Origin of the sequence: Streptococcus sp. 27098_8_12 (genome assembly GCF_041432115.1) — a bacterium.
GTDB lineage: Bacteria > Bacillota > Bacilli > Lactobacillales > Streptococcaceae > Streptococcus > Streptococcus parasanguinis_V.
In genome coordinates, this window is sequence record NZ_JAPVZA010000001.1 from 12,398 (window position 1) to 37,110 (window position 24,713).

The 24,713-nt window shown below is 41.8% G+C and carries 19 protein-coding genes and 1 pseudogene; 6 read left to right on the forward strand and 14 right to left on the reverse strand.

Going from position 1 to position 24,713, the window contains the following annotated elements:
• Positions 1 to 12 precede the first annotated feature (12 nt).
• From O3629_RS00060 to O3629_RS00080, 5 genes are all read right to left on the reverse strand, one after another.
• A complete protein-coding gene (locus O3629_RS00060) occupies positions 13 to 576 on the reverse strand; it encodes an HAD-IA family hydrolase (protein WP_049507692.1) in 564 nt (187 codons plus the stop codon).
• A 165-nt stretch (positions 577 to 741) separates the two neighbouring features.
• The gene (locus tag O3629_RS00065; protein WP_320909904.1) at positions 742 to 1,293 is read right to left on the reverse strand and encodes a DJ-1 family glyoxalase III; all 552 of its coding nucleotides are present in this window, start codon (positions 1,291 to 1,293) and stop codon (positions 742 to 744) included.
• 19 nt (positions 1,294 to 1,312) lie between these two features.
• The gene (locus O3629_RS00070; protein ID WP_371608529.1) at positions 1,313 to 2,542 is read right to left on the reverse strand and encodes an FtsW/RodA/SpoVE family cell cycle protein; all 1,230 of its coding nucleotides are present in this window, start codon (positions 2,540 to 2,542) and stop codon (positions 1,313 to 1,315) included.
• Positions 2,543 to 2,575: 33 nt separating this feature from the next.
• Positions 2,576 to 3,556 carry a YeiH family protein gene (locus O3629_RS00075; protein WP_049507684.1) on the reverse strand — a complete coding sequence of 327 codons (981 nt, stop codon included), beginning with the start codon at positions 3,554 to 3,556 and terminating at the stop codon, positions 2,576 to 2,578.
• Positions 3,557 to 3,560: 4 nt separating this feature from the next.
• On the reverse strand, positions 3,561 to 6,014 hold the full coding sequence (locus tag O3629_RS00080) for a bifunctional DnaQ family exonuclease/ATP-dependent helicase (RefSeq protein WP_371608562.1): 2,454 nt from the start codon (positions 6,012 to 6,014) through the stop codon (positions 3,561 to 3,563).
• 118 nt (positions 6,015 to 6,132) lie between these two features.
• On the opposite strand from O3629_RS00080, the gene O3629_RS00085 reads away from it, so the two are divergent.
• On the forward strand, positions 6,133 to 6,774 hold the full coding sequence (locus tag O3629_RS00085; protein WP_155199804.1) for an MBL fold metallo-hydrolase: 642 nt from the start codon (positions 6,133 to 6,135) through the stop codon (positions 6,772 to 6,774).
• A gap of 70 nt (positions 6,775 to 6,844) precedes the next feature.
• On the opposite strand, the gene ftsX is transcribed toward O3629_RS00085, so the two are convergent.
• From ftsX to prfB, 3 genes are all read right to left on the reverse strand, one after another.
• Positions 6,845 to 7,771, reverse strand: a complete 927-nt coding sequence (gene ftsX / locus O3629_RS00090) for a permease-like cell division protein FtsX (protein ID WP_042759907.1) — start codon at positions 7,769 to 7,771, stop codon at positions 6,845 to 6,847.
• Complete coding sequence (gene ftsE, locus O3629_RS00095; protein WP_003008021.1) at positions 7,764 to 8,456, reverse strand: cell division ATP-binding protein FtsE; 693 nt, start codon at positions 8,454 to 8,456, stop codon at positions 7,764 to 7,766. Before ftsE ends, ftsX begins: the two co-directional genes overlap by 8 nt.
• 44 nt (positions 8,457 to 8,500) lie before the next feature.
• Positions 8,501 to 9,596 (reverse strand): peptide chain release factor 2 gene (prfB, locus tag O3629_RS00100; protein WP_100209015.1). Its coding sequence is split into 2 segments (ribosomal slippage): positions 8,501 to 9,523 and positions 9,525 to 9,596, totalling 1,095 coding nucleotides; the frame shifts between segments, so codons are not numbered across the junction.
• A gap of 174 nt (positions 9,597 to 9,770) precedes the next feature.
• Between prfB and O3629_RS00105 the strand changes: the two are divergent.
• A pseudogene (locus O3629_RS00105) lies at positions 9,771 to 10,628 on the forward strand (metallophosphoesterase).
• Between the two features lie 29 nt (positions 10,629 to 10,657).
• Here the strand turns inward: O3629_RS00105 and O3629_RS00110 are convergent.
• The 3 genes from O3629_RS00110 to O3629_RS00120 all read right to left on the reverse strand — a co-directional run bounded on the left by O3629_RS00110 (position 10,658) and on the right by O3629_RS00120 (position 14,718).
• On the reverse strand, positions 10,658 to 11,326 hold the full coding sequence (locus tag O3629_RS00110; RefSeq protein WP_223141720.1) for an MIP/aquaporin family protein: 669 nt from the start codon (positions 11,324 to 11,326) through the stop codon (positions 10,658 to 10,660).
• Between the two features lie 120 nt (positions 11,327 to 11,446).
• A complete protein-coding gene (locus O3629_RS00115) occupies positions 11,447 to 14,131 on the reverse strand; it encodes a cation-translocating P-type ATPase (RefSeq protein ID WP_371608530.1) in 2,685 nt (894 codons plus the stop codon).
• A 203-nt stretch (positions 14,132 to 14,334) separates the two neighbouring features.
• Entirely contained in the window at positions 14,335 to 14,718 is a 384-nt protein-coding gene (locus tag O3629_RS00120; protein WP_003008038.1) for a DUF1934 domain-containing protein, read from the reverse strand.
• Positions 14,719 to 14,833: 115 nt separating this feature from the next.
• On the opposite strand from O3629_RS00120, the gene O3629_RS00125 reads away from it, so the two are divergent.
• The 4 genes from O3629_RS00125 to O3629_RS00140 are packed head-to-tail and all read left to right on the forward strand — an operon-like array spanning position 14,834 to position 19,397.
• Entirely contained in the window at positions 14,834 to 16,144 is a 1,311-nt protein-coding gene (locus O3629_RS00125) for an HD domain-containing protein (protein ID WP_013903868.1), read from the forward strand.
• Positions 16,134 to 16,940 carry a sugar-phosphatase gene (gene yidA, locus O3629_RS00130; protein ID WP_049507679.1) on the forward strand — a complete coding sequence of 269 codons (807 nt, stop codon included), beginning with the start codon at positions 16,134 to 16,136 and terminating at the stop codon, positions 16,938 to 16,940. Before O3629_RS00125 ends, yidA begins: the two co-directional genes overlap by 11 nt.
• Before the next feature lie 3 nt (positions 16,941 to 16,943).
• Positions 16,944 to 18,155 (forward strand): aminoacyltransferase, encoded by a 1,212-nt coding sequence (locus tag O3629_RS00135; RefSeq protein ID WP_031574026.1) that lies wholly within the window; start codon positions 16,944 to 16,946, stop codon positions 18,153 to 18,155.
• Between the two features lie 6 nt (positions 18,156 to 18,161).
• Positions 18,162 to 19,397: an aminoacyltransferase gene (locus tag O3629_RS00140; RefSeq protein ID WP_371608531.1), complete on the forward strand. Its 1,236-nt coding sequence runs from the start codon at positions 18,162 to 18,164 to the stop codon at positions 19,395 to 19,397.
• A 75-nt stretch (positions 19,398 to 19,472) separates the two neighbouring features.
• Here the strand turns inward: O3629_RS00140 and tpiA are convergent, their stop codons facing one another.
• The 3 genes from tpiA to ppc all read right to left on the reverse strand — a co-directional run bounded on the left by tpiA (position 19,473) and on the right by ppc (position 24,697).
• Positions 19,473 to 20,231, reverse strand: coding sequence for a triose-phosphate isomerase (gene tpiA / locus O3629_RS00145; RefSeq protein ID WP_003002560.1), 759 nt, complete (start codon positions 20,229 to 20,231; stop codon positions 19,473 to 19,475).
• Between the two features lie 164 nt (positions 20,232 to 20,395).
• Positions 20,396 to 21,592, reverse strand: a complete 1,197-nt coding sequence (tuf, locus tag O3629_RS00150) for an elongation factor Tu (protein ID WP_003008055.1) — start codon at positions 21,590 to 21,592, stop codon at positions 20,396 to 20,398.
• Between the two features lie 279 nt (positions 21,593 to 21,871).
• Positions 21,872 to 24,697 carry a phosphoenolpyruvate carboxylase gene (gene ppc / locus O3629_RS00155; RefSeq protein WP_371608532.1) on the reverse strand — a complete coding sequence of 942 codons (2,826 nt, stop codon included), beginning with the start codon at positions 24,695 to 24,697 and terminating at the stop codon, positions 21,872 to 21,874.
• Between the last annotated feature and the right edge of the window lie 16 nt (positions 24,698 to 24,713).

Sequence of the window (24,713 nt, forward strand, 5' to 3'; positions counted from 1 at the left end):
AATTTCCCTTTTCTATTCAAATATAAACTGGTGTAAGTGGGGCATGGTATCAAATAAATAGGTTGAAAGCCCTGCAGCCTTCCCAGCTTCAATATCGATCGGACGATCTCCGATGACCAGACCGTCTTGAATGCCATATTTTTCCTTCAAATAAAGCATAGAGGCTGGGTCTGGTTTTCGAGGAAAGCCCTCGTCTGCTGTTACAATCTCCGTAAAGTAGGGTGCAATGCCTGTCTGTTCAATAAGGGTCAAAACTTGGCGATCCCGATGAGATACCAAAAAATGGCGTCCTCCATGTGCTTGGATCTCTTCTAGTAACTCTTTTGCTCCCTCAAATAAGACCGGCTCTTGCAAGCCCAAGGCTTCTTTTTTCTTGTATTCCGTACGAAAATTGGAAATATGAGGGGCAAAGGTTTGAATTGCATCCTGTGTTGAGATTTTTAATGCTGCATAAACAGAATCATGATCGGCTTGGATGTGAAAGTCCTTCAATGTCGCTACAAAGGCATTTGTGGACGTTTCGTAATTATCCAATAGCGTCCCACCAAGATCCCATATAAAATCATGATAATTCATAGTCAATATTATACCACAAATGGACAAAAAAAATAAGCTAAAACCCTCATTTAGGGGGGATTTTAGCCATTTTTTACGGTCATTTCATTTTAAATCATAGAGAAGTCATTTTCCGTCATAGAATGTGAACTTTCACCAGAAAATATGGTGTCCAAAAGATCTTTTTTAAGCATCTCCAAAGACATCTTGATAGAGCATTCCTTGACGAAGACTTTGGGCATCTCCTCCAAATTGCTCTACCAAGGCATAGGCTAAGGCTAGGGCTGTTGAAGGACCACGACTGGTGAGAAGATTACCATCTTTCACCACTGTTTCTTTCTGATAATGGCCATCTTGAATCTCTTCTTCAAAGCCATCGTAACACGTATAGTGTTTATCTTTTAAGAGACCTGCACGCGCCAAAACAATGGGGGCAGCACAAATTGCAGAGATGGTTTTTCCTTTGCCACTTTCTTCCTGAAGGGCTGTGATCAATTCTGCATTGTCCCTCAAATTCGCTGCTCCTGGCATCCCACCTGGTAAGAAGATTCCATCATAATCTGAAAGATCTCCACTCCAAAGGCGATCTACTTCCACTGTAATTTGGTGAGAACCTGTGACTGTTTCTTCCATGCCAATGAGGTCGCAGTCAATCCCAGCACGTCTCAAAACATCGACAATGGTCAAGGCTTCAATTTCTTCAAAACCGTTTGCTAAAATCGTTGCTACTTTTTTCATTTTCATTCCTTCTTTCTAACTATTGCGCCTTTTTAAGGACTACTTTTTTACGGATTGGAACCTCTTCTTCTGGTCCTTTCTTTTTACTACTATGATTATATATTGAGAGTACTAGGCCAATACCAATCAGATTACTAATAATAGAGGAACCTCCTTGTGAGATAAAGGGGAGAGGAATCCCCGTCAAGGGGAGAAGGCCCGTTACCGCTCCGACATTTTCAAAAATATGAAAGACCAGCATCATAATAAATCCAATGGAAATATAGGTATAAAATTGGTTATTGGACTGGAGGGTAATTTTTAAAATGCGGTAAATCAGGGTCACATATAAAATCAACAGCACCAGAGCTCCAACAAAGCCAAAGTCTTCTGCTACTACTGTAAAAATCATATCACTTTCCCGTACGGGAACCAATAAATTGGAGACATTAAAACCTTGCCCAAAGAGGCCACCACTTGCAATGGCTAGCTGTCCTTGCGCCTGCTGGTAGGTGGTGGTTTGTGCATAGTCAAAAGGATTTAACCAGGCTAAAATACGGTTCATCTGGTAGGTTGGCATCCCTAATTGTTGGTGCAGAAAAGCCCGTCCCCCTTCTGAAAGAAAGAGGAAGAGAAAGCCTGCTAGCCCACCTGCCAGAAGCAAGATGACCGGCAAGATAATTTTCCAGGAAACTCCTGAAACAAGCACTAAGCCCGCAAAGATGGCCAAGAATACTAAGGCCGTTCCCAAGTCCTGCTGGAGAGCCAATAAGGCAAATACCGGAATCGTATAGATGGTCAACTCTAGAATCAAAAACCAATCTTGTCGTAATAATCGTTCACGCCCCTTATTTCTTTGCAAAAATCGGACAATAGAGCGTGACAGCATCAGGATGAAGGGGATCTTCATAAATTCTGAGGGCTGAAATAAGGTGATGTTCCCATAAGCCACCCAGTTTTTAGCTCCTGTTGAAGCTACCAAGTTGGGATTATAAAAAACAAGGGGAAGAACCATCAAGGCCAGGCCAAGCAGGTAAAGAAAGGGAGTGATTTTCCAAAGAAATTTCGTGCTAAAAATGGTCACAATCAGGCAAATGACGCATCCCACACCAATCCAGGCCAATTGCTGCCCTAAAAAAGGCCACACCATTTGGGGATAGTCATGAGAAACTGCTACATAAACAGATAAAATCCCAAGCATGAGAAGGGCGAAGACAATCCCAATGATCGAATAATCCAGGTGAATCGTCCAAAAATGATGTTTCTTCATTCACGTTCCTTTCTGTGAGAATCATCAAATCAATTAATAGAACAACATTTGTAGAATCAAGCTAGATCCTGCTACACAAAACCAAGCAATCAACCCTACTAGAAGGGGGGCTGCTCCTGCTGCACGGAACTGTTTCCAAGAAACCTTGCTTCCGATTCCGACCAAGGCCATGGCCATAAAGAGGTGAGAAAGGTCCTTAAGGTAAGGAAGAACCACTTTAGGTACCAAGCCGATAGATGAAAGAATAGAAGCCACAATAAACCAGATGATGAACCAAGGAATAATTTTCTTTAACATTCCTTTGTTTCTTCCTTGTTGCTTGCTCCGATACCATTTTAAACCGATCAAGCCTAAACAAACTGGTACAATCATCAGGGCGCGTGTTAACTTAACAATGGTCGCCATTTCACCCGCCGCTTTACTATAAGAAAACGCTGCTGCTACAACTGATGACGTATCGTTAATGGCTGTTCCTGACCAGAGGCCAAATTGAAAATTAGACATATGCCATACATGCCCTAATACTGGAAAGATAAAGACAGCCAAAATGTTGAAGAAGAAGATAGTTGACATAGATAAGGCAATTTCCTCTTCGTCTGCTTCAATGATCGGAGCAGCTGCTGCGATAGCAGATCCACCACAAATAGCCGTTCCAAATCCAATTAAGGTCCGTAGGTGAGATTTCAGATGGAAGACTCTCCCAAAGATCATCGCTGCAAGAAAGGCAACTGTTATTGTTGGCAGACTAATCTTCAAAGAAGACAAGCCTGTAGAAGCAACCGTCGCAATCGGCAAGCTAAATCCCATGAAGATAATCGAATACTGCAATAATTTCTTACCAGACCAGTTCAGTCCTGGTCGTGAATTCTCTGGCAAATCTACTAATTCATTGAGGACAATTCCTAAAATCAAAGCAAAGACACTGGAGCCAATGATGGGAAAGAAAGTTCCCAATAACATGGCACAAAGAGCCAGTACAAATGCAATTGCAAGTCCAAATCCTTTATTTTTCATTCTCTCAATTCCTTTCAAAAAAGTCAGCTGCTTGCTCAACAAGCCGCTCTCTCACTGTTGTGTGAAGGGGCAACACTTGCTGCAAGCCATCTAAAATTTGTTTTCCATATCGTTTGGTCACCACCCGCTGATCCAATAAGAGGACCAACGATTCCTGGTCTTGAAAACGGCTGGTTCTCCCAATAGCCTGTTTGAGCCTTAAAATCGCGACCGGAAGGCTATAGTCATAAAAGGGATTTTTCCCCTGTTCTCTGAGTTGGGTATTCAGCTTTTGAACCATATAATCTTTAGGGTTGTCAAAAGGAAGGCGCGTGATGATTTGAATCACTTCTTTTTGTTGGGAAAAATCGACTCCCTCCCAAAAGCTTCCTGTTCCCAATAAAATAGAGCTTTCTCCTCGGTCAAATCGTCGCTTAATATTAGCTGCATCGCCATTTCGATACTGGGCCAAATGAGGAAAGTTCAAGGCGTTTGACGTCTCCAGTAACAATTCTTTTGAGGTAAACAAAAGAAAAATTGGTTTTCTTAGAGGAAAAAGTTCATCGATGAGCTGACAAATTTCTCCTGCATACTCCACAGAAGATAAAGAAACGACATCTGGAAAATCTATCGGCACTAACAATTCCTGGTGTTGTTTGACTGTTATTGGCACCCGGTAGATTTGCTGCTCTTGGTATCCCAAAAGGGCAGGTAAATGCACCTTTTTACTGATAGCGATCGTTGCTGATACAAAGAGCACGGGCACTTCTTCAGGAACAAACTCCTTAAAGGATAGCAAGTCCTCAACTCCTCCATGAAGACGAAGAATCTGGTGGCTTTCAGCCACCTCTTTTTCTATCCAAAAGGTTTGGTAGCGCTCATCAAACAATTCCTTTAGATTCTCTAGAGATTCGGTTTTCAATTCCGATACATCCTGCCGAATTTTTGCCACTGTTTGATCTGATAAGACTGCCGTTTTTCCTTGCACGACTTCTTTGGAGCAGGCATTTAACTCAAATTGAATACTCTCCAGCAAACGTCGTTGTAGAAGATCTTTTTCCTCTTCAATAGCGTGTTGCAAGTTTAAAAGAAGAGATTGCAAGGTTTCTTCTCTCTGTGAAAATTGCTCTAAAGCAAAGAAGAGTTTTTGCGCTTCATCCACGACCAGAACAGACTCTTGAAGTAGACTCTTATCATCTTCAAGACGGGTTAGCAGATAAGCATGATTGGTCAAAATCACCCGGCTGGTTTTCACTTTTTCCTGACCAAGACGCCAAAAATCTTCCTGATAAAATAGTGAACGTTTCGACAATTGACCATCGTGGCAAATGTCTGCTACAAAATGGACATGACGATAGAGTTGACCAATTTCACTGAACTCTCCTGTTTCAGTCATGGTCAGCCAAACCAACAGTTGCATTTTAAAGCGTCGAATCATCCCATTATCTGACTCACTCTGTAAGGTCTCATAAAATTTATCGAGTTGGATATAATCCTTGGGACTTTTCAGGCTATGAAAGGGAATTTGGAAAAGATCCTGGATGGTCTTTCCTTCTTTCTTCATAATTTGATCCTGAAGAATTTTAGTTGGAACACTTACAAGAATACACTTGGAGGTTTTAGCCAAAAGCGTTAACAGATAAGCGTAGGTCTTTCCAATTCCCGTTGGCGCTTCAATAAAACTCGGAAGTGGCTGTTGCAAACTATCCTCGATATAAGCAACAAATTCTCTCTGCTCCGGATAAGCCTCCATTCCCAACAGCTGCATATTGAGTTCAAACTGTTCAGACAAATGACGACTTTCTAAAAACTGTTGCGGCTTTCGCAGATAGAGACCATGAACTTCTACTAAATGAGCTGGTAAAAAAAGGCTACTGTCTTCAAGCGCATCTTCTATTAAGAGTCGTGATTCATAAATCAAACAATCTGCCATCGAAAGAAGTTTTTCGATCAATCCTCTTGGTAAGCTCGCAATTTTCTCTCTCAATTTCAACAGAAGCTGGGCTGTTGCCATAGCATCCGCTAGAGCGGAGTGAGCATGGTGCAACTCAATTTCCAGTTCAGCTGCAAGCGCTCCTAAATTGTAGCGTTCTAAAGTCGGATAGAAAATTTGAGACAATTCAACCGTATCAATCCGAGGAGTCGTTAGCTCAAATCCTTCCCAAAAGAGGGCTTCTGCCAATAAATTCGCATCAAATTTGACATTATGGGCCACAAAGACGGCATCTTCTATTAATTCAAAAATTTCTTTTGCCACTTGTGCAAACTCTGGAGCTTTTTTCAAGCGAGCATCTGTCAGGCCAGTCAATTGTTTGATATGCTCATCCAATCGTTCATGGGGATTCACATCTGTCTCATAGGATTGCCTAATCCTCCCATCTTCAATGATGACAATCCCAACCTGAATGATCTTAGCATTGCTTCCAGCACTGGTCGCTTCCAGATCCACAATGGCATATTTCCGTTTCTGTCTTGTCATAATACTTAAAATTATATCACGTTTGAGCAAGCTCTGCAGATTTTTTTCTCCTTTCATGCTGACTTCAATCCTGTTATTTTCCTCGCAATTTGATACACTATTCTAGAAAGGAGTCCTTATGAAAATCTATCGCACTGTTAATCCTGTAGCTTATGAAAACACCTACTACCTTGAAAATGACCACTCCCTCATTCTTGTCGATCCAGGTAGCGACTGGGCGACTATTCAAAAACAAATAGATCGCATCGGAAAACCAATCGTAGCGATTCTTTTAACCCATACGCATTACGATCACATTATGAGTCTTGAAAAGGTTCGTCAGACCTATCATTTCCCACCTGTTTATGTCCATTCAGCAGAAGCCAGTTGGTTGTCTTCTCCTGTCGATAATTTATCTGGTTTGGATCGTCATGCGGATTTAGAAGATGTTGTATGCAAGGAGGCCGACTTCCTTTATGACATTCGCTCCGATTACCAGATAGCTGATTTCCACTTTTATGTTCTGGAGACACCAGGCCACTCTGCAGGAGGAGTCTCCATCGTCTTTCCTGAGGATCACCTGGTTCTATCCGGTGACGCCCTTTTTCGCGAAACCATTGGACGGACCGATCTTCCAACAGGGAACGCGACACAGTTGCTTAGCAGTATCAGAGAAGAACTCTTTACCCTTCCATCTTCCTACACTGTCTATCCGGGTCATGGCCCTGAGACTTCTATTGGTCACGAGAAGATGTTCAATCCCTTCTTTAGACAATCTTAAAGAATCATGTATCCTCCTTCCTGTCCAAATAAAAGGATACAAAAAAAGCAAGTGTGAACTTGCTTTTTTATTATATCTTAAGAAAACGTCTCATGGAGATTGACGAACCGATCGCTCCGATCAAAATTCCTAATCCAAATAAGCCACCGACCATGATCGGTACCAAGAGATGAGGACTATAGAGATACAAGTTTTGATCTGCCAAGTTATTGTTCATAGATGTATAGACAACATTATACACATAGAAGACCAAAGCTGAAGGAACCAAGGCTCCCAAGAGACCGATCCAAGCACCTTCTAAAAGGAATGGTGCACGAATATAGCCATTTTTTGCTCCTACCAGTCGCATAATCTTAATCTCACGACTACGTGAAATGATGGTAATCCGAATGGTATTTGAAATCAAGAAGACTGCGATGAAGATCAATAAAGCTACACCAATCAAGCCCCAGTTTCGGATGAAGGTTCCAAGAGCAAACAAGCGTTGGGTATCGACCCCACCATCTTTAACCTCAGAAACTCCTTCAATTTTTTTAGCATCTGCTGAGACTTGCTTCACATATTTTGGAGCAGTCGTCTCTACATAATAAGCATCATAGAGAGGATTGGCATCTCCATCAAAAATCTTCCAGTTGTTCCCAGCCGTTTTGATCAGTTTATCATACTGTTCTTCCTTGCTAGAAAAATCAACCTTGTCGACATGCTTCATGGCTGTCAGAGCATCGTAGACCTTATGGTAGTTTTCATTGGTCACGGTTTGACCGTCTTTTTCAATCTGCTCGCTCTGATCTTGAATATCCTTGCGCATGTATACTACAACCCGCACACTGTTTTGAATATCATCTGAAAGCTTGATGGTATTGGCAATAACTGAGGCGAAAATAGCAACCAAGCTAAGGGTAATCATAACCGAGCTGACCGCTGCAATCGTCATCCAACCATTTCGTTTCAAGCTTTTAAGCGATTCGATTAAGTGTCGGAAAAATCTTCTAATCATCGTATCCGTACTCTCCTTCCGCTTCATCACGCACTACACGACCATTTTCAATCGCGATGACACGGTGACGTAAAGTATTTACAATCTGGCTATTGTGGGTCGCCATCAATACTGTGGTCCCTTGCAGATTAATCCGCTCCAAAAGATTCATGATTTCCCATGAATTATCTGGGTCCAAGTTCCCCGTTGGCTCATCCGCAATCAAGACTTTCGGATTGTTGACGATCGCACGAGCAATCGCAATCCGTTGTTGCTCCCCACCGGACAATTCATTCGGGAATGAGCGGACCTTGTGTTTCAATCCGACAAGATCCAAAACTTCCATCACACGCTTTTTAATATTGCGACGGCGCTCACCGATAACTTGCATTGCGTAGGCAATGTTTTCATAAACGGTTTTCTTTGGAAGCAATTTATAATCTTGGAAGACCACTCCCACATTGCGTCGCAACATAGGAATATCGCGTTTTTTGATTTTATCCAAATCAAAATCAGCTACTTTCAAACTTCCTTTATCGTGTTTGACTTCACGGTATAAAAGTCGAATAAAGGTCGACTTCCCTGCACCAGAAGGTCCTACGATGTAGGCAAATTCTCCTGGTTCAATTTGGACAGAGACCCCGCGAAGGGCCGTCGTCCCGTTGTCATACTTTTTGACAACATCTTTCATTTCAATCATTGACATGTAATGAAATTCCTTTCATTCTTTTCTGGTTGATTCCCTCAAGGTTATTGGAGACGCCATTTAAGGTAGGCATCGATAAAGCCATCGATATCTCCATCCATCACCTTGTCCACCTGCGCTACTTCGTAGTTGGTCCGGTGATCCTTAACCATGGTGTAAGGGGTAAAAACATAGGAGCGGATTTGACTTCCCCAGGTGATTTCTTTTTTATCCCCTTTTAGAGAATCCACTTCTGCTGCTTTTTTCTCTTGCTCTAATTGGTAGAGTTTAGCTTGCAACATCTTCATCGCACGATCACGGTTCCCGTATTGGGTCCGATCCACGGTGGACGCCACTACAATCCCTGTCGGAATGTGGGTCAAGCGCACCCCTGTAGAGACCTTGTTGACGTTTTGTCCACCAGCTCCACCAGAGCGGAAGGTGTCCATCTTGATATCATCATCACGAACTTCGACTTCAATGGTATCGTCTAATTCGGGCATGACCTCAACAGATGTAAAGGAGGTATGACGACGTTTAGCGGAGTCAAATGGAGAGATTCGAACCAAACGGTGTACCCCCATTTCAGATTTCAGAAGACCGTATGCATGTGGCCCTTCAAAGGATAGGGTCACAGACTTGATTCCAGCCTCATCTCCAGCCTGATAGTCCAAGACTTCAACTTTAAAGCCGTGGGCATTTCCAAAACGAGTATACATCCGAAGAAGCATGTCGCCCCAGTCCTGAGCTTCTGTCCCTCCTGAACCTGGGTGGATTTCTAAGATGGCATTATTATTGTCATAGGGTTCAGACAATAGCAAGGTCATCTCATAGCTGGTCATACGTTTATCCAGCTCCTCCAACTTCTCGATCAATTCTTCCTTGACCGAATCATCTTCTGCCAAAAAGTCCAGTAAGATTTCTGACTCATCAAAGAGATCCACCATTTGATGGAAATTTTCATAGGTCTGCTTGAGTTCATTTAATTCTTGAGATGTCTTTTGCGCAGCAATGTTATCATCCCAAAAATCAGGTTCTGTCATTTTATTTTCTAAAATGGCAATTTCTTCTTCCAATGCCTCTAAGTCAAAGAGACCCCCTGAAAGAAGCTAATTTTTCACGATTTGCGTCAATTTTTTGACGAATTTCTGAAATGTCCATAAGTACCTCTTTCTATGTATCTAGTCTATTATATCATAACCTTCACTATTTGCCCACCTTCCAATATTGGATCTGCTGGTTGACCACTGCCAAGCCAGCTTTTTTTCAGTATTTTTCTATTTCTTTGTAACCTAATTGTTAGAAAAAAAGATCCTCTTATGCTAGACTGGTAGCATGACAACAGTAGCTTTTATGTCCGATTTACATATTGATTCAAACAACTTCGGCAAAGACGAAATAGAGACCCTGATCACTCTTTTCAAGGACAAAAAAATTCAACATCTCCATATTGCAGGAGATATTGCCAACGGCTTTGAAAAGACCTCACAGGAATTTTTAGACCAACTTCAATGTCACCTTCCAGTGACCTTTAGCCTAGGAAATCATGATATGCTGGGCCTATCAGAAGAAGCCATGAGACCTTTTGAATTTCAAAAGATTCCCTTCTCCAATCATACGCTTCTTGCCTTTTCGGGCTGGTATGACTACAGCTTTGTTCCTACCATCTCTCCCCAAAAACATCTCTAAACCAAAAATCTATTTTGGTTTGACAGACGCCTCCAACGAATGGGATCTGATCCAGCCATTACCCAACGTCTGTTGCAAGAGCTGGAACAAGAGCTCATGCGAGTAGACCAACCCCTGATCATCGCCATGCACTTTGTGCCTCATAGTCATTTTCTTATGCGCCACCCTTATTTTGAACGCTTTAATGCTTTTCTAGGGAGCCAAGCCTTTCATGAACTGTTTAGACAATATCCTGTCAAAGAGGTGATTTTTGGTCATAGCCACCATCGAATGCCAGCAACAACCATTGACAACATCACCTATCATGCTAGACCTTTAGGCTATGTCCGAGAATGGGAGCTCTGCAAACAATTTTTCGAAGCTTTTCCTGAATATGATTTTTCAAAACGATACGATCCCTACAAACGCTATCGCAGAATCAAAGACCTCCCCGAATTTAAAGCATACAAGAAAAAACAGCTCACTCATGAATTTTCTCAAGCCATGACGATCCTTGAACTATAAAAAAATTGGTCCCTCTGGGACCAATTTTTTTACACTTCTGTATCCAAGAGATTTTTTGCAACGATTGCAGCCAGAACACCACCGACAATTGGAGCCAAGATAAAGATCCAAATTTGTTGAAGGGCTGCACCACCAACAAAGAGGGCAGGTGCCAAGCTACGAGCTGGGTTAACAGAAAGTCCAGTAATGTTCAAACCAACAAGAATAATCAAAGTCAAGCTCAAACCGATCACAAGACCAGCGATCTTGCCATTACCTTTGGTAGCTGATGTTACTGTCATGATGACCAAAATAAAGATAAAGGAAGCAATTACTTCAAACAAGAATCCGCCAAATGGAGTCACACCCTTCGCTAGGGCGTTTTCACCAAGACTAGCTGTTGACATACCTGAATTTGACAAGAGGAAGAGAACTGTTGCAGATGCGAGAACCGCCCCCACTACTTGAGCTGCAATATAATTAACCAAGTCCTTTGAAGACAAGCGTTTGTTCACAAACATGGCAATCGAAACAGCCGGGTTCAAGTGGGCACCTGAAACAGTCCCAATTGAGTAAGCTGCTGCAACAATGGATAAACCGAATGCCAAGGCAATTCCTAAATGTCCCAGACCTTCTGTTCCATTTCCAAAAACGACTGCGCCAGTCCCGATAAAGACAAGCATAAATGTGCCGATTACTTCAGCAAAAAACTTTTTCATAACTAAGTTTCCTTTCTTCAAACTGTTGACTAGTTTATCAAAAATCCACACCTACCTCAAGAAATATGCCCAGTCTATTTTGCCCACAAAAAAAGCCATCCAAAGATGACTTTTTTATGTTTAAATGGCGTTTTTATCTTTTCCAAGTGCACGTTGAACAGCTTTAACAATCTCAACGAGAACAACAATCAAGAGCGAACCAATCATAACTGCTAACCATTGTGTCAAACTCAAATGAGAGACATGGAAGAGTTTGTTAAATCCAGGGACAATGATGGTCGCCATCAAGAGAACAAAGGCAACTGGAATCGACCAGTTAAAGGTCTTGTTCTTGAAGAGTCCCACTTTAAAGATCGATTGGTAAACCGATTTAACGTTAAAGGCATGGAGCAATTGGATCAAACCAAGAGTTGCAAATGCCATGGTCAAAGCGTCTGCATGGATTTCGGCACGAGTCGCATGTTCTGGAGAGAGTAAGGCCCAGCCATAAACACCAAGAACCAGCATGGTTTGGAAGATACCTTGATAAAGAATAGCTCCGAAGACCCCACCGTCAAAGAAGTTCGATTTACGTCCACGAGGTTTGTGGGTCATGACACCTGGCTCAGCTGGTTCCACACCAAGAGCGATGGCTGGAAGAGTATCGGTAACCAGGTTAATCCAGAGAAGATGTACTGGTTGAAGAACATCCCATCCAAAGAGGGTTGCAAAGAAGATGGTGAAGACCTCAGCCATATTGGCAGACAAGAGGTATTGGATAGATTTTTGGATATTTGAGAAGACCTTACGTCCTTCTTCTACCGCTACGATAATGGTTGCAAAGTTATCATCGGCAAGGACCATATCTGAAGCTCCCTTAGAAACTTCTGTACCTGTAATCCCCATACCGATACCGATATCAGCTGTCTTAAGTGATGGTGCATCGTTGACCCCATCCCCTGTCATGGCAACAACTTTTCCTTCATTTTGCCAAGCTTTCACGATCCGAACCTTGTGTTCAGGTGATACACGCGCATAGACAGAATATTGCTTGAAGACTTTTTGGAATTCTTCGTCAGAGAGTTCATTCAACTCAGCCCCTGTGAAGACATGGTCTTCGGTATCATTTGGATCGATGATTCCCAGACGTTTGGCAATAGCTTCTGCTGTATCTTGGTGGTCACCAGTGATCATGATCGGACGGATACCCGCTTCCTTAGCGACACGGACAGCTTCTGCAGCTTCTGGACGCTCAGGGTCAATCATACCGACCAAACCAGAGAAGATCAGGTCAGACTCAACAATTTCAGACTCCAAAGTTGGAATTTCCTTGCTTGTCTTATAAGCCATCATCAAGACACGAAGGGCTTGTTTAGCCAAGTCTTTGTTGGTAGCAAGGATAGCTTTCTTATCTTCATCCGTGATAGGACGAACTTCCCCATTGACTTCAATACGCGTCACACGTTTGAGCAATTGGTCAGGCGCACCCTTCACAGCGATAAAGTAAGAACCGTTTTCTTCTTTATGGATGGTAGACATAAGCTTACGGTCTGAGTCAAATGGCAATTCAGCTACACGTGGCTCATCCTTCAAGACTTCACGAACATCAAAGTTGTGATCTAAGCCAAACTGCACCAAGGCAGTTTCTGTTGGGTCCCCAATCAACTTGCCAGATGGGTCCACCTTGGTATCATTGGCAAAGTTCATGATACGAAGGGTATTGTTGCTAGCAGCTATCTCAGTTGCTGCACTTTGTAATTGACCGTTGGTATAGACTTTTTCAACCGTCATTTGGTTCATGGTCAAAGTACCTGTTTTATCAGATGCGATGATTTCTGTTGAACCAAGTGTTTCAACGGCTGGCAATTTACGAACAATCGAATTGCGTTTGGCAAGGGTTGTTGTTCCCAAAGAAAGAACGATGGTTACAATGGCAGGAAGTCCTTCTGGAATCGCCGCAACCGCAAGGGCTACCGCAACCATCAAGCCTTCCAATGGATGCTCTCCACGAACGAAGACACCAACTAAGAAAGTAATGACCGCAATCACAACAATTAAGTAAGTCAAGGCTTTAGAGAGTTGTTCCAAACTTTGCTTCAACGGTGTTTCTGTTTCATCCGCATTGGCCAACATATCCGCAATCTTCCCAACTTCTGTATACATACCAGTGTTAGTCACGACACCAATACCACGACCGTATGTTACGTTTGAGTTTTGGTAACCCATATTGACACGGTCACCAATACCTGCATCAGCTTCGACAAGTCCTGTCACATCTTTTTCAACTGGGACAGATTCCCCTGTAAGAGCTGCTTCTTCGATTTTAAGGGAAGCTGCTTCAAACAAGCGCATATCAGCAGGCACGACATCTCCCGCTTCTAGCAAGACGATGTCCCCAGGAACTAATTCTTTTGAATCAATCTCAATAACGTGGCCATCCCGACGAACCCGGGCCATCGGGCTAGACATATTTTTCAACGCTTCAATGGCTGCTTCTGCTTGCCCTTCTTGGTATACCCCAAAGGCAGCATTCAAGACAACTACGGCCAAGATGATCATGGCATCCGTTAAACCGTCCATCCCTTCTGTAAGCACAGAAAGTGCTGCTGCCACAAGCAAGATGATAATCATCAAATCCTTAAATTGATCAAGGAATTTAGCTAGTAGGCTACGTTTTTCGCCCTCTTCCAACTCATTTCGACCATAAGTCGCTAGGCGTTCTTGAGCCTGGGCGGTTGACAAACCTTCGACAGATGAGTCCAAGTTCTTTAGGACTTCCTCAGAAGATTGCGTGTAAAACAAATCTTTATTTTGTTCTTTTGACAAAACAGTCTCCTCCTTTTTGGCCTCTTTTTACAAAAAAAGAGACCTGTTTTTTAAAAAAACAAGTCTCGCTGTTTAATATAGTGCCGGAAATAATTCGTAATGACGACACTATCGCGGAAAACCGCCAGCTACTCCCTTGAGTGGTTTTATTATACCATTTTTATAGAATAAAGCAAGCGGGATCTCTAATAATTTAATGAGGTCTATTCTTCCCATTCCACTAGTAATTGATAATTGGCAAATTCCTGTTCTCCATCGAGAGTTAACAAGCGATAAGAGACTTGCAAATGACCTGCTTCTAATTGAAAGAGGTCTGTTGTAATCAAAAACTGCTGAATGCCCATCGGAGTTGGGATGATTGCCCCACCATCTTCATTTTTGTAGAAACGCATGATGGATTTAGGACTTGAGAATCGTGTCATGACCAATTCATCGTTGGAAAATTTCAAAGCAACCTTTTCATCTTCTTCATTGGTATACAAGAGATATTGAAAACCTGCTTTTTCCTTCCATTCACCTTGATAGTACTGATCAACGATTTCCATTTCTTCTCCAAATCGAATGGTATTTTGAATGCGAATCTGCATCTTTGTCTCCTTCTCTTCTTTTATTGCCTTACTATTCTATCAAATTTTACGCATTTTGACTGCCCCTATTAGCCTCTAGATCGCAAAATAGGCTTTTTTTTGCTATAATAGACCCATGAATGAAAAAGTCTTTCGCGATCCCGTACATGATTACGTTCATGTGGATCATCCCATCATTTATCAATTAATTAATAGTAAAGAATTTCAACGACTACGCCGCATCAAACAACTGGGGACATCTGGTTTTACCTTCCACGGTGGGGAGCATAGTCGTTTTTCTCACTGTCTTGGCGCCTATGAAATTTCAAGACGCATCCTGTCCATTTTTGAGGAAAAGTATGCAGAGCAATGGAATTCTGATGAAAACTTACTGACCATGACAGCCGCTCTTCTTCATGATATCGGGCATGGTGCCTATTCCCATACCTTCGAAGGACTCTTTGGGACCGATCACGAAAAAATGACCCAGCTGATCATCACCAGTCCAGAGACAGAGGTCAATCAGATCCTCTTACAGGTGGCACCTGATTTCCCTAATCGTGTAGCCAGCGTCATTGACCACACCTACCCCAATAAGCAAGTGGTGCAATTGATTTCTAGTCAAATTGATGTGGACCGGATGGATTATTTACTACGGGATGCTTACTTTACAGGTGCTTCCTATGGAAAATTCGACTTGACCCGCATTCTTCGCGTCATTCGACCGATTGAAAATGGCATTGCCTTCCAACAAAATGGCATGCACGCTGTCGAGGATTACGTGGTCAGCCGTTACCAAATGTATATGCAGGTCTACTTCCACCCGGCTACTCGTGCCATGGAAGTCCTCCTTCAAAATCTTCTCAAACGAGCTAGAACCATTTATCCAGATCAGAAAGAGTATTTTCAACTGACTTCACCTCGCTTGATTCCATTTTTTGAAGAAGAGGTCACCATTCAAGACTACCTAAATCTAGATGACGGTGTGATGAATACCTATTTCCAAGTCTGGATGGATAGTCCGGATACCATCTTGTCTGATCTTGCTCAGCGCTATATCAATCGGAAAGTCTTTAAGTCGATTCTATTTACAGAAGATAAGCGGAAAGACTTAGCAATCCTTGAAAAACTGATTAAAGAGGTTGGCTTTAATCCAACCTACTACACCGCTATTCATCAAAATTTTGACCTGCCTTACGATATTTATCGACCAGAGCTTGAAAAACCACGGACCCAGATCGAGATGATCCGAAAAGATGGGAGTCTCGCTGAATTATCTCAGTTGTCTCCACTCGTCGCTGCTTTAGCAGGAACTCGCTATGGGGACAACCGCTTCTATTTTCCAAAAGAAATGCTGGAGGTTAATGGACTTTTCAGTAAGCAAGTAGAAGAATTCACTTCTTACATTACCAATGATTATTTTACAGGAGAGACGGATGTCCATTAAATTAGTTGCGATCGATATCGATGGTACACTCCTCAATTCAAAAAAAGAGATCACACCTTCCGTATTTGAAGCCATTCAAGATGCTAAAGCCGCAGGCGTTAAAATCGTGATCACAACCGGTCGTCCTATCGCAGGGGTCTCAAAACTTTTAAAAGAACTCCATTTGATGGATCCTGGAGACTATGTCATTACCTTTAATGGCGGTCTGGTGCAAGAAACTGCTACTGGAAAAGAACTCATCAAAGACCTTTTACATTATGAGGACTATCTCGATATCGAGTCTCTTGCTAACAAACTCCAAATCCACTCTCATGCTATTACTAAAGACGGCATCTATACCAGCAATCGCGATATCGGACGCTACACCATTCATGAATCTCAACTGGTCAATATGCCCCTTTATTACCGGACGCCTGAAGAAGTTCGTGAGAAAGAATTTGTCAAGGCCATGTATATCGATGAACCAGATATTCTAGATGCTGCGATTGCAAAAATCCCTAAAGAATTCAAGGATCGCTTCACTATGGTCAAATCAGCCCCTTTTTATTTAGAAATTCTAGGGAAAACAACCAATAAGGGATCAGCTGTTCTTCATCTAGCTGAACGACTTGGAATTCAGCAAGAAGAAACCATGGCCATCGGAGATGAGGAAAATGACCGTTCCATGCTAGAAGTCGTGGGACATGCCGTCGTTATGGAGAATGGCAATCCAGCTCTTAAAAAAATTGCTACAACTATTACCAAATCAAATGATGAATCTGGCGTTGCATACGCCATTAGAAAGTGGGTATTATAAGAAATGTACCATTACCAGCTAGGAATTTCTGCTAGTGAGCATGATGACTTTGTTATTCAGAGTGACCAAACTAATCTCTTACAAAGCAGCTCATGGGCAAAAATCAAAGATAATTGGGGAAATGAACGGGTTGGTTTTTATCAAGAAGACCAATTAGTCGCTGTTGCTAGCATCTTGATTCAACCCCTGCCACTTGGCTTTTCCATGCTCTACATTCCTCGAGGTCCAATCATGGATTACCAAAACAAAGAGCTGGTTTCATTTGTGATCCAGTCCCTTAAAAAGATAGCCAAACAATACAAGGCCTTGTTTGTGAAATTTGATCCAAGTCTTTTCTTGAGTAAACACTTGATTGGACAAGAAAAGACGGAAGCTCCTACTGTGCAAGCGATGATCGACACCTTAACTAAAGAAGGGGTTGAATGGACTGGCCGAACCAGTGATATGGCAGAAAATATCCAACCACGCTTTCAAGCAAATATCCACAAAGAGTTTTTCACCGAGCAAGATCTTTCAAAATCTACTCGACAAGCCATCCGAACTGCTCGAAACAAAGGAATCCAAGTCCAATTTGGCGGAACCGAATTGTTAGAGGACTTTGCTTCTCTCATGAAAAAGACTGAGGCTCGTAAAAGCATTCATTTACGTGGAAAAGACTACTACGAAAAACTGCTCACAACCTACCAAGGACAATCCTACATTACCTTGTCTACGCTAGATCTCGAGAAACGGAAAACCTCCCTTACAAAAGATCTTGAAAAAAACAAGGCAGAGGCTGAAAAATTCACAGAAAAAACAAAGCCTGGCAAGGTTGAGAATAACCAAAAAGAAAAAGAGCGGATAGAGGAAGAACTGCAATTTCTTGAACAGCATCTCCAAGCAGGTAGACAGATCGTTCCTTTATCTGGGACCTTAACCCTTGAATTCGGTGGGACGTCTGAAAATGTTTATGCAGGGATGGATGAAGAATTCCGCCGTTACCAACCTGCTATCCTCACCTGGTATGAAACTGCCCAACACGCTTTCGACCGTGGTGCTTCTTGGCAAAATATGGGGGGCATTGAAAATTCACTCGATGGTGGTCTCTATCATTTTAAATCTAAATTTAATCCTGTCATTGAAGAATTTGTTGGGGAATTCAACCTCCCAACCAGTCCACTCTATCCACTTGTAAACAAAGTCTACAAGATCCGGAAAAAATTAAGGAGTAAATAAAGTTACATGACTCTTACGACAATTTCAAAAGAAGAATTTACCTCATTTGCAAATACTGTCTCCCATCGCTCTTTTATCCAGTCTGCTGAAATGGCAGATCTGCTTAAAAAGCGAGGAAATACCGTCCAATTTATCGCTTGGAAGCAAGAAGATCAAGTCCAAGTGGCAGCAATCTTGTACAGTCTTCCTATGACAGGTGGTCTCCATATGGAAATCAATTCTGGCCCCCTTTACCAAGAGGAATCTATGCTAGAACCCTTCTATGCAGCCTTAAAAGACTATGCGAAAGAAAATGGGGCTATTGAACTCGTTATCAAGCCCTATGATACCTATCAAAACTTTGACAGTGACGGCAATCCAACCAGTGAAGAGCAAACCCATTTTATGGATACCCTAAAAAAATTGGGCTATCAGCATGATGGTTTAACAACAGGTTATCCAGGTGGAGAAGGTGATTGGCATTATGTGAAAGATATGGAGGGTATCACCGAGAAAAATCTTCTCAAGAGCTTCAGTAAAAAAGGAAAGCCACTTGTCAAGAAAGCCAAATCTTTCGGTATTGAACTGAAACGATTAAACCGAGATGAACTGCAACTCTTTAAGGATATTACTTCCTCTACCAGTGACCGTCGCGACTATCAGGATAAGACCTTGGATTATTACCAAACTTTCTATGACAGTTTTGGCGACAATGCAGATTTCATGATCGCAACACTGAACTTCCACCATTACTACACGAATCTTGAAAAAGACCAAGGAAAACTAGCACAGAAGATTGAGAAATTACAGAAGGATCTTGAAGTCAACCCCAATTCAGAGAAAAAACAAAATCAACTTCGTGAATTCTCTAGCCAGTTTGATACCTTTGAGGTGAGAAAGAGGGACGCAAAAGAATATATTGAAAAATATGGAGATCAAGACGTCATTCTTGCAGGTAGCCTCTTCGTCTATATGCCACAAGAATCCACCTATTTATTCAGTGGCTCTTATACAGAATTTAATAAGTTCTATGCTCCTGCTGTTCTCCAGGAATATATGATGCTTGAAACCATCAAACGTGGTATCCCAAGATATAACTTCCTTGGTATTCAAGGAATCTTTGACGGGTCAGACGGTGTTCTTCGTTTCAAACAAAACTTCAACGGCTACATCGTCCGTAAGATGGGGACCTTCCGTTATTACCCAAGTCCTCTGAAATACAAACTGATTTCTCTCGTTAAGAAACTATTAGGACGTTCCTAACTTAAAAGACCAGCTTTGTAGCTGGTCTTTTCTACTATAAAAAAGACGAGAAACCTCTCGCCTTTTTATATGTCATTATTTAACGAAGTCAAGCAATGCCAAGAAGCTTTCTGGATCAAGTGATGCACCACCTACAAGAGCTCCGTCAACGTCTGGACAAGCCATGTATTCAGCAACGTTTTCAGGTTTCACTGAACCACCGTATTGAACACGTACTTTGTCAGCCACTTCTTGACCAAAGTCAGCAGCTACAACGTCACGAACAACTTTACACATTTTTTGTGCGTCGTCTTGTGAAGCTGATTTACCAGTACCGATCGCCCAGATTGGTTCGTATGCGATAACTGTTGAAGCCACTTGTTCTGCAGTCAATCCAGCAAGAGCAGCTGAAACTTGAGCCCCTACAAATTCTGCTGCTTTACCAGCTTCGTAAGTTTCAAGGCTTTCACCACAACAGATGATTGGAAGCATACCGTTCGCAAAGATTGCTTTTGCTTTTTTGTTGATATCTTCATCAGTTTCATGGAAGTAGTCACGACGTTCTGAGTGACCGATCACAACGTAGTCAGTACCGATTTCTTTCAAAACTTGTGGGCTAGTTTCACCAGTGAAGGCACCAGCATTTTCAAAGTAAGTGTTTTGGGCAGCAACTTTAAGGTTTGAACCTTTAGCAGCAGCAAGAACAGTTGTCAAGTCAACTGCAGGAGCTGCGATACCAGCTTCAACAAGGTCAGCTGAAGGAAGTTTTGATGCTACAGCTTCAACGAATGCTTTTGCTTCTTCTGGATTTTTGTTCATTTTCCAGTTACCAGCGATAAATGGTTTACGTGACATTTCACATACCTCTTTTTTCTAATTTTATACTATCTATTTTACCATAATTTTCGTCATAATGAAAGGTTGCACAAGCTCATTTTACTTTTTACCAAAATAAAAACCCCGTCTTCACGGGGTTTTCTGTCTGTCTATATAATTGTTAATCTGGGAACTAGATCGAATTAAGCTTCGATTTCAGTAACCATACCTGAACCAACAGTACGTCCACCTTCACGGATTGAGAATGTAGTACCTTGTTCAACGGCGATTGGGTGGATCAACTCAACGTCGATAGTCACGTTATCACCAGGCATTACCATTTCAGTTCCAGCTGGAAGTTCGATAGATCCAGTTACGTCAGTTGTACGGAAGTAGAACTGTGGACGGTAGTTGTTGAAGAATGGAGTATGACGTCCACCTTCTTCTTTAGTAAGGATGTAAACTTCACCTTTGAATTTAGTGTGTGGGTTGATTGAACCTGGTTTAGCGATAACTTGTCCACGTTCGATTTCATCACGTTGGATACCACGAAGAAGCACACCAACGTTATCCCCTGCAAGACCTTCGTCAAGTTGTTTACGGAACATTTCAACACCAGTAACAACTGCTTTTTGGATTTCGTCTTTGATACCAACGATTTCGATTTCATCGTTGACACGAACAACACCACGGTCGATACGTCCTGAAGCAACTGTACCACGTCCAGTGATTGAGAATACGTCTTCGACTGGAAGAAGCAATGGTTTGTCAGTATCGCGTTCTGGTTCTGGGATGTACTCATCAACAGTATCCATCAATTCCATGATGATATCTTCATATTTAGAGTCACCTTCAAGAGCTTTAAGAGCTGAACCTTGGATAACTGGAAGGTCATCACCTGGGAAATCGTATTCTGAAAGAAGGTCACGGATTTCCATTTCAACCAATTCAAGCAATTCTTCATCGTCAACCAAGTCAACTTTGTTCATGAAGACGATCAAGTGTTTAACACCAACCTGACGTGAAAGAAGGATGTGTTCACGTGTTTGTGGCATTGGTCCGTCAGTTGAAGCTACTACAAGGATAGCTCCGTCCATTTGAGCGGCACCAGTGATCATGTTTTTAACGTAGTCCGCGTGTCCTGGAGCGTCGATGTGAGCGTAGTGACGTTTAGCAGTTTCGTACTCAACGTGTGCAGTGTTGATGGTGATACCGCGTTCGCGTTCTTCTGGAGCAGCATCGATAGACGCATAGTCTTTAGGTTGGTTAACTGATGAAGGCAAACGACGTGCCAAAACAGTTGTGATTGCTGCAGTTAGGGTAGTTTTACCGTGGTCAACGTGTCCGATTGTACCGATGTTAACGTGCGGTTTACTACGATCGTATTTTTCTTTTGCCATTTGAGTAAAAGCCTCCAATAAAATATATTTTATAGATAGACAGTAGGCAATACAGTCTAACTTTCCTTACTATTCTATCGAATTTTAGATAAAATTGCAAGCCTTTTACCTATATTTTCTTAATTATTCCTCTTCTTTTCTTTTATTTTATCAGCTTGCTGAAAGATCCTGATCTAGCTTTGAAAATTCTCATTTAAAATCTGCTATTTAAGCCTTTCTGTACCTTTTGCTTCTTTGGGTTCAGGGAATAAAAAAATCGGAACAGTCGTTCCGATTTTTTTAACCTGAATTACGTAATCCTGTCGCCACACCGTTGATGGTGATATGGATTAGCTTGTCTTGATCGGCTGATAATTGTCCGGTCCGTTGACGTCGAATCAATTCTAACTGAATATAGTTCAAAACGTTAAAGTACGGCATCCGATAATCTAAACTTTCTTTCAGATAAGGGTTTTCAGCGAGCAACTCGTCTTGCTCTTCAATCATCAAGATGATGTCCTTGGTCAATTGCCATTCATGTAAGATGATCTGATAGATATTACGAACTTCTTCCTCTTCACACAATTGGGCGTACTCAAAGGCAATGTCCATGTTGGCTTTGGATAAGACCATGTCCACATTTGACAAGAGAGATTGGAAGAAAGGCCAGTTTTTATACATGTATCGAAGGGTTTCGATATTCTCAGGATCCTCATCGATAAATTCCTTAAAGCTAGAACCTACTCCGTACCAACCAGGGAACATCACCCGACTTTGTGACCATGAGAAGACCCATGGGATAGCACGCAAACCACCGATTTCTGTAATGGTCTTACGAGCAGCAGGACGTGAACCAATATTAAAGCTTGAAATTGCTTTGATCGGACTTGATTCAAAGAAGTAGTCATAGAAGTGCTCATTTCCAAAGACCAAATCACGATAGATATCGTAACTGCGATTCACGACTTTATCCATGACTTCCCCGAAACGATCAAACATAGAGAATGGACTCTTTTGTTCGGCAATCATTCGGTTAATGGTTGCAGAGACGAGCATCTCAAGGTTGTAGTAGGCAGCATCTTTATTTCCATATTTATTGCCGATCACTTCCCCTTGCTCAGTTAAGCGGATACGGTCATTAATGGATTTCAACGGTTGAGACGTGATGGCTTCATAAGTAGGACCTCCACCACGGCCAACAGTACCACCACGACCATGGAAGAAGGTAATCTTCACTCCAAACTCATCTCCGATAGCGGTCAATTGTTGTTGGGCTTTAAAGAGGGTCCAACAAGAAGACAAGTATCCACCATCTTTGTTGGAATCAGAGTATCCTAACATAATCTCTTGGTAGTTGTTCTTAGAAGCAATCCAACGTTTGGCAATCGGAAGAGACAAGTAACTTCTCATGGTTTCTTCTGAATGATCCAAATCTTCGATCGTTTCAAACAAAGGTACGATTTGAACGCGAGCTTTTTCTGTATCGACTAAGCCCACTTCTTTCAGCATCACAGCCAATTCCAACATATCTGACACACTGGTTGCATGAGAAATGATGTTTTGACGAATGACTTCTTCTCCTAAACGATCCTTCAATTCACGGGCTGTTTGGAAAATCGCCAATTCTTTTTCAAGCAGTTCAGATTTTTCAGCATGAGTTGCTGATAAAATACGTGGGTCTTCTAAAAGTTCTTTCAGGAGAACTTGACACTTTTCATCCTCTGATAAATCAGAATAATGGTCATTAATTCCAGCTGATTTCAGCAATTCTGCCACACAGGCTTCATGCACACTAGAATCCTGGCGCATATCAATAGAGGCCAGATAGAATCCAAAAACATCGATGGCTTCTAGCAGTTCTGCAAACTCACCAGAAATTAAATACTCTGATTTGTTTTCTAACAAGGAATCTTTTATCTTTTCAAGGTCTTCTTTAAATTCTTGAGCTGATGCATAAGCTGGAGCTTCTTTCTCAGAAATTTTCTTTAGAGCCCCAGAGATACGATTGCCGATATAATCAGAAACTGGCCCTTGTTGATGAGCGTTTGCCCCTAATAATCTCTCGACAGCATAACGATCTTCTCTAGTTTCCCCAACCATAGTCCATTCTTTTAAATTGACCAAGGTTTGGATCAATTTTGACTGGATATAGTGGAAAGCCCGACGGTAAGGTTCTTTTTCACGAAAGACGGATGTATCACTGGATAGGGCGGCCATTTCAGCTACTGCTTCACTTGTTTTAGAAAGACTCGTTGAAAGGGAGAAATGACGGTATAATTTTGAAATCTTTTCGATGTAATAGTTCAAAATGACTTCACTTTGAATAGTTGCTGAACGCTTCAAGGTCTCAGCTGTTACAAATGGATTCCCGTCCCGGTCTCCCCCGATCCACATACCCATTGTGATCGGACGTGGTTGTTCAAGCTCTAATCCATGCTCTTTTGCCAAGCGTTTGTATTCCAACATCAGGTTTGGAACAGCTTGCAAGAAGGAGCTATTGTAATATTCCATGACGTTGGTGATTTCATTAGTAACCTTCAATTTTTTGTCACGAATCATATCCGTTTGCATCATGATTTCGATATTACAACGAAGGTTGTTATACCACTTATTCTCATTCATTAAACCAGCTTTAACATCCCGGTGCTGACGAAGAAGAGCATGAATATGATTGGTTAGATCCAGCATGGTTTTTCGTTGCACTTGAGTTGGATGGGCTGTTAAAACAGGTACAATATTGAGATTTTCAAGAATTTCTTGTGCATCTTCATTTTTTGCAACTTCTTTAATGGTTGAAGAAAGTTTTCCGAGGTATTCACCATCCACGTTATTCAAATGATTGATTTCATAGGCCAAATCGACATCTTCTGAGATGTTAATCAAGAGTGGTAAAATGGCAAAATAACGTGAAATCACTGTCATTTCTTCATTTGTCAATTGTTCCACTATTTGATTCAACTCACGATAGTTCTGTGTTTTTGATAGATCCTTCAACTGCCTAATTTTATCAAAGGTTTCCGGACGAACCAAATTTTTCGTAATATCATCTAATAAATTGGTTAAGATTTCGGCTTCTTCTTTGATAATATCTTTATTTGTGAAGTTCTCTAATTTTTGTAAGACCATTTTTTCTCCTTTTTGA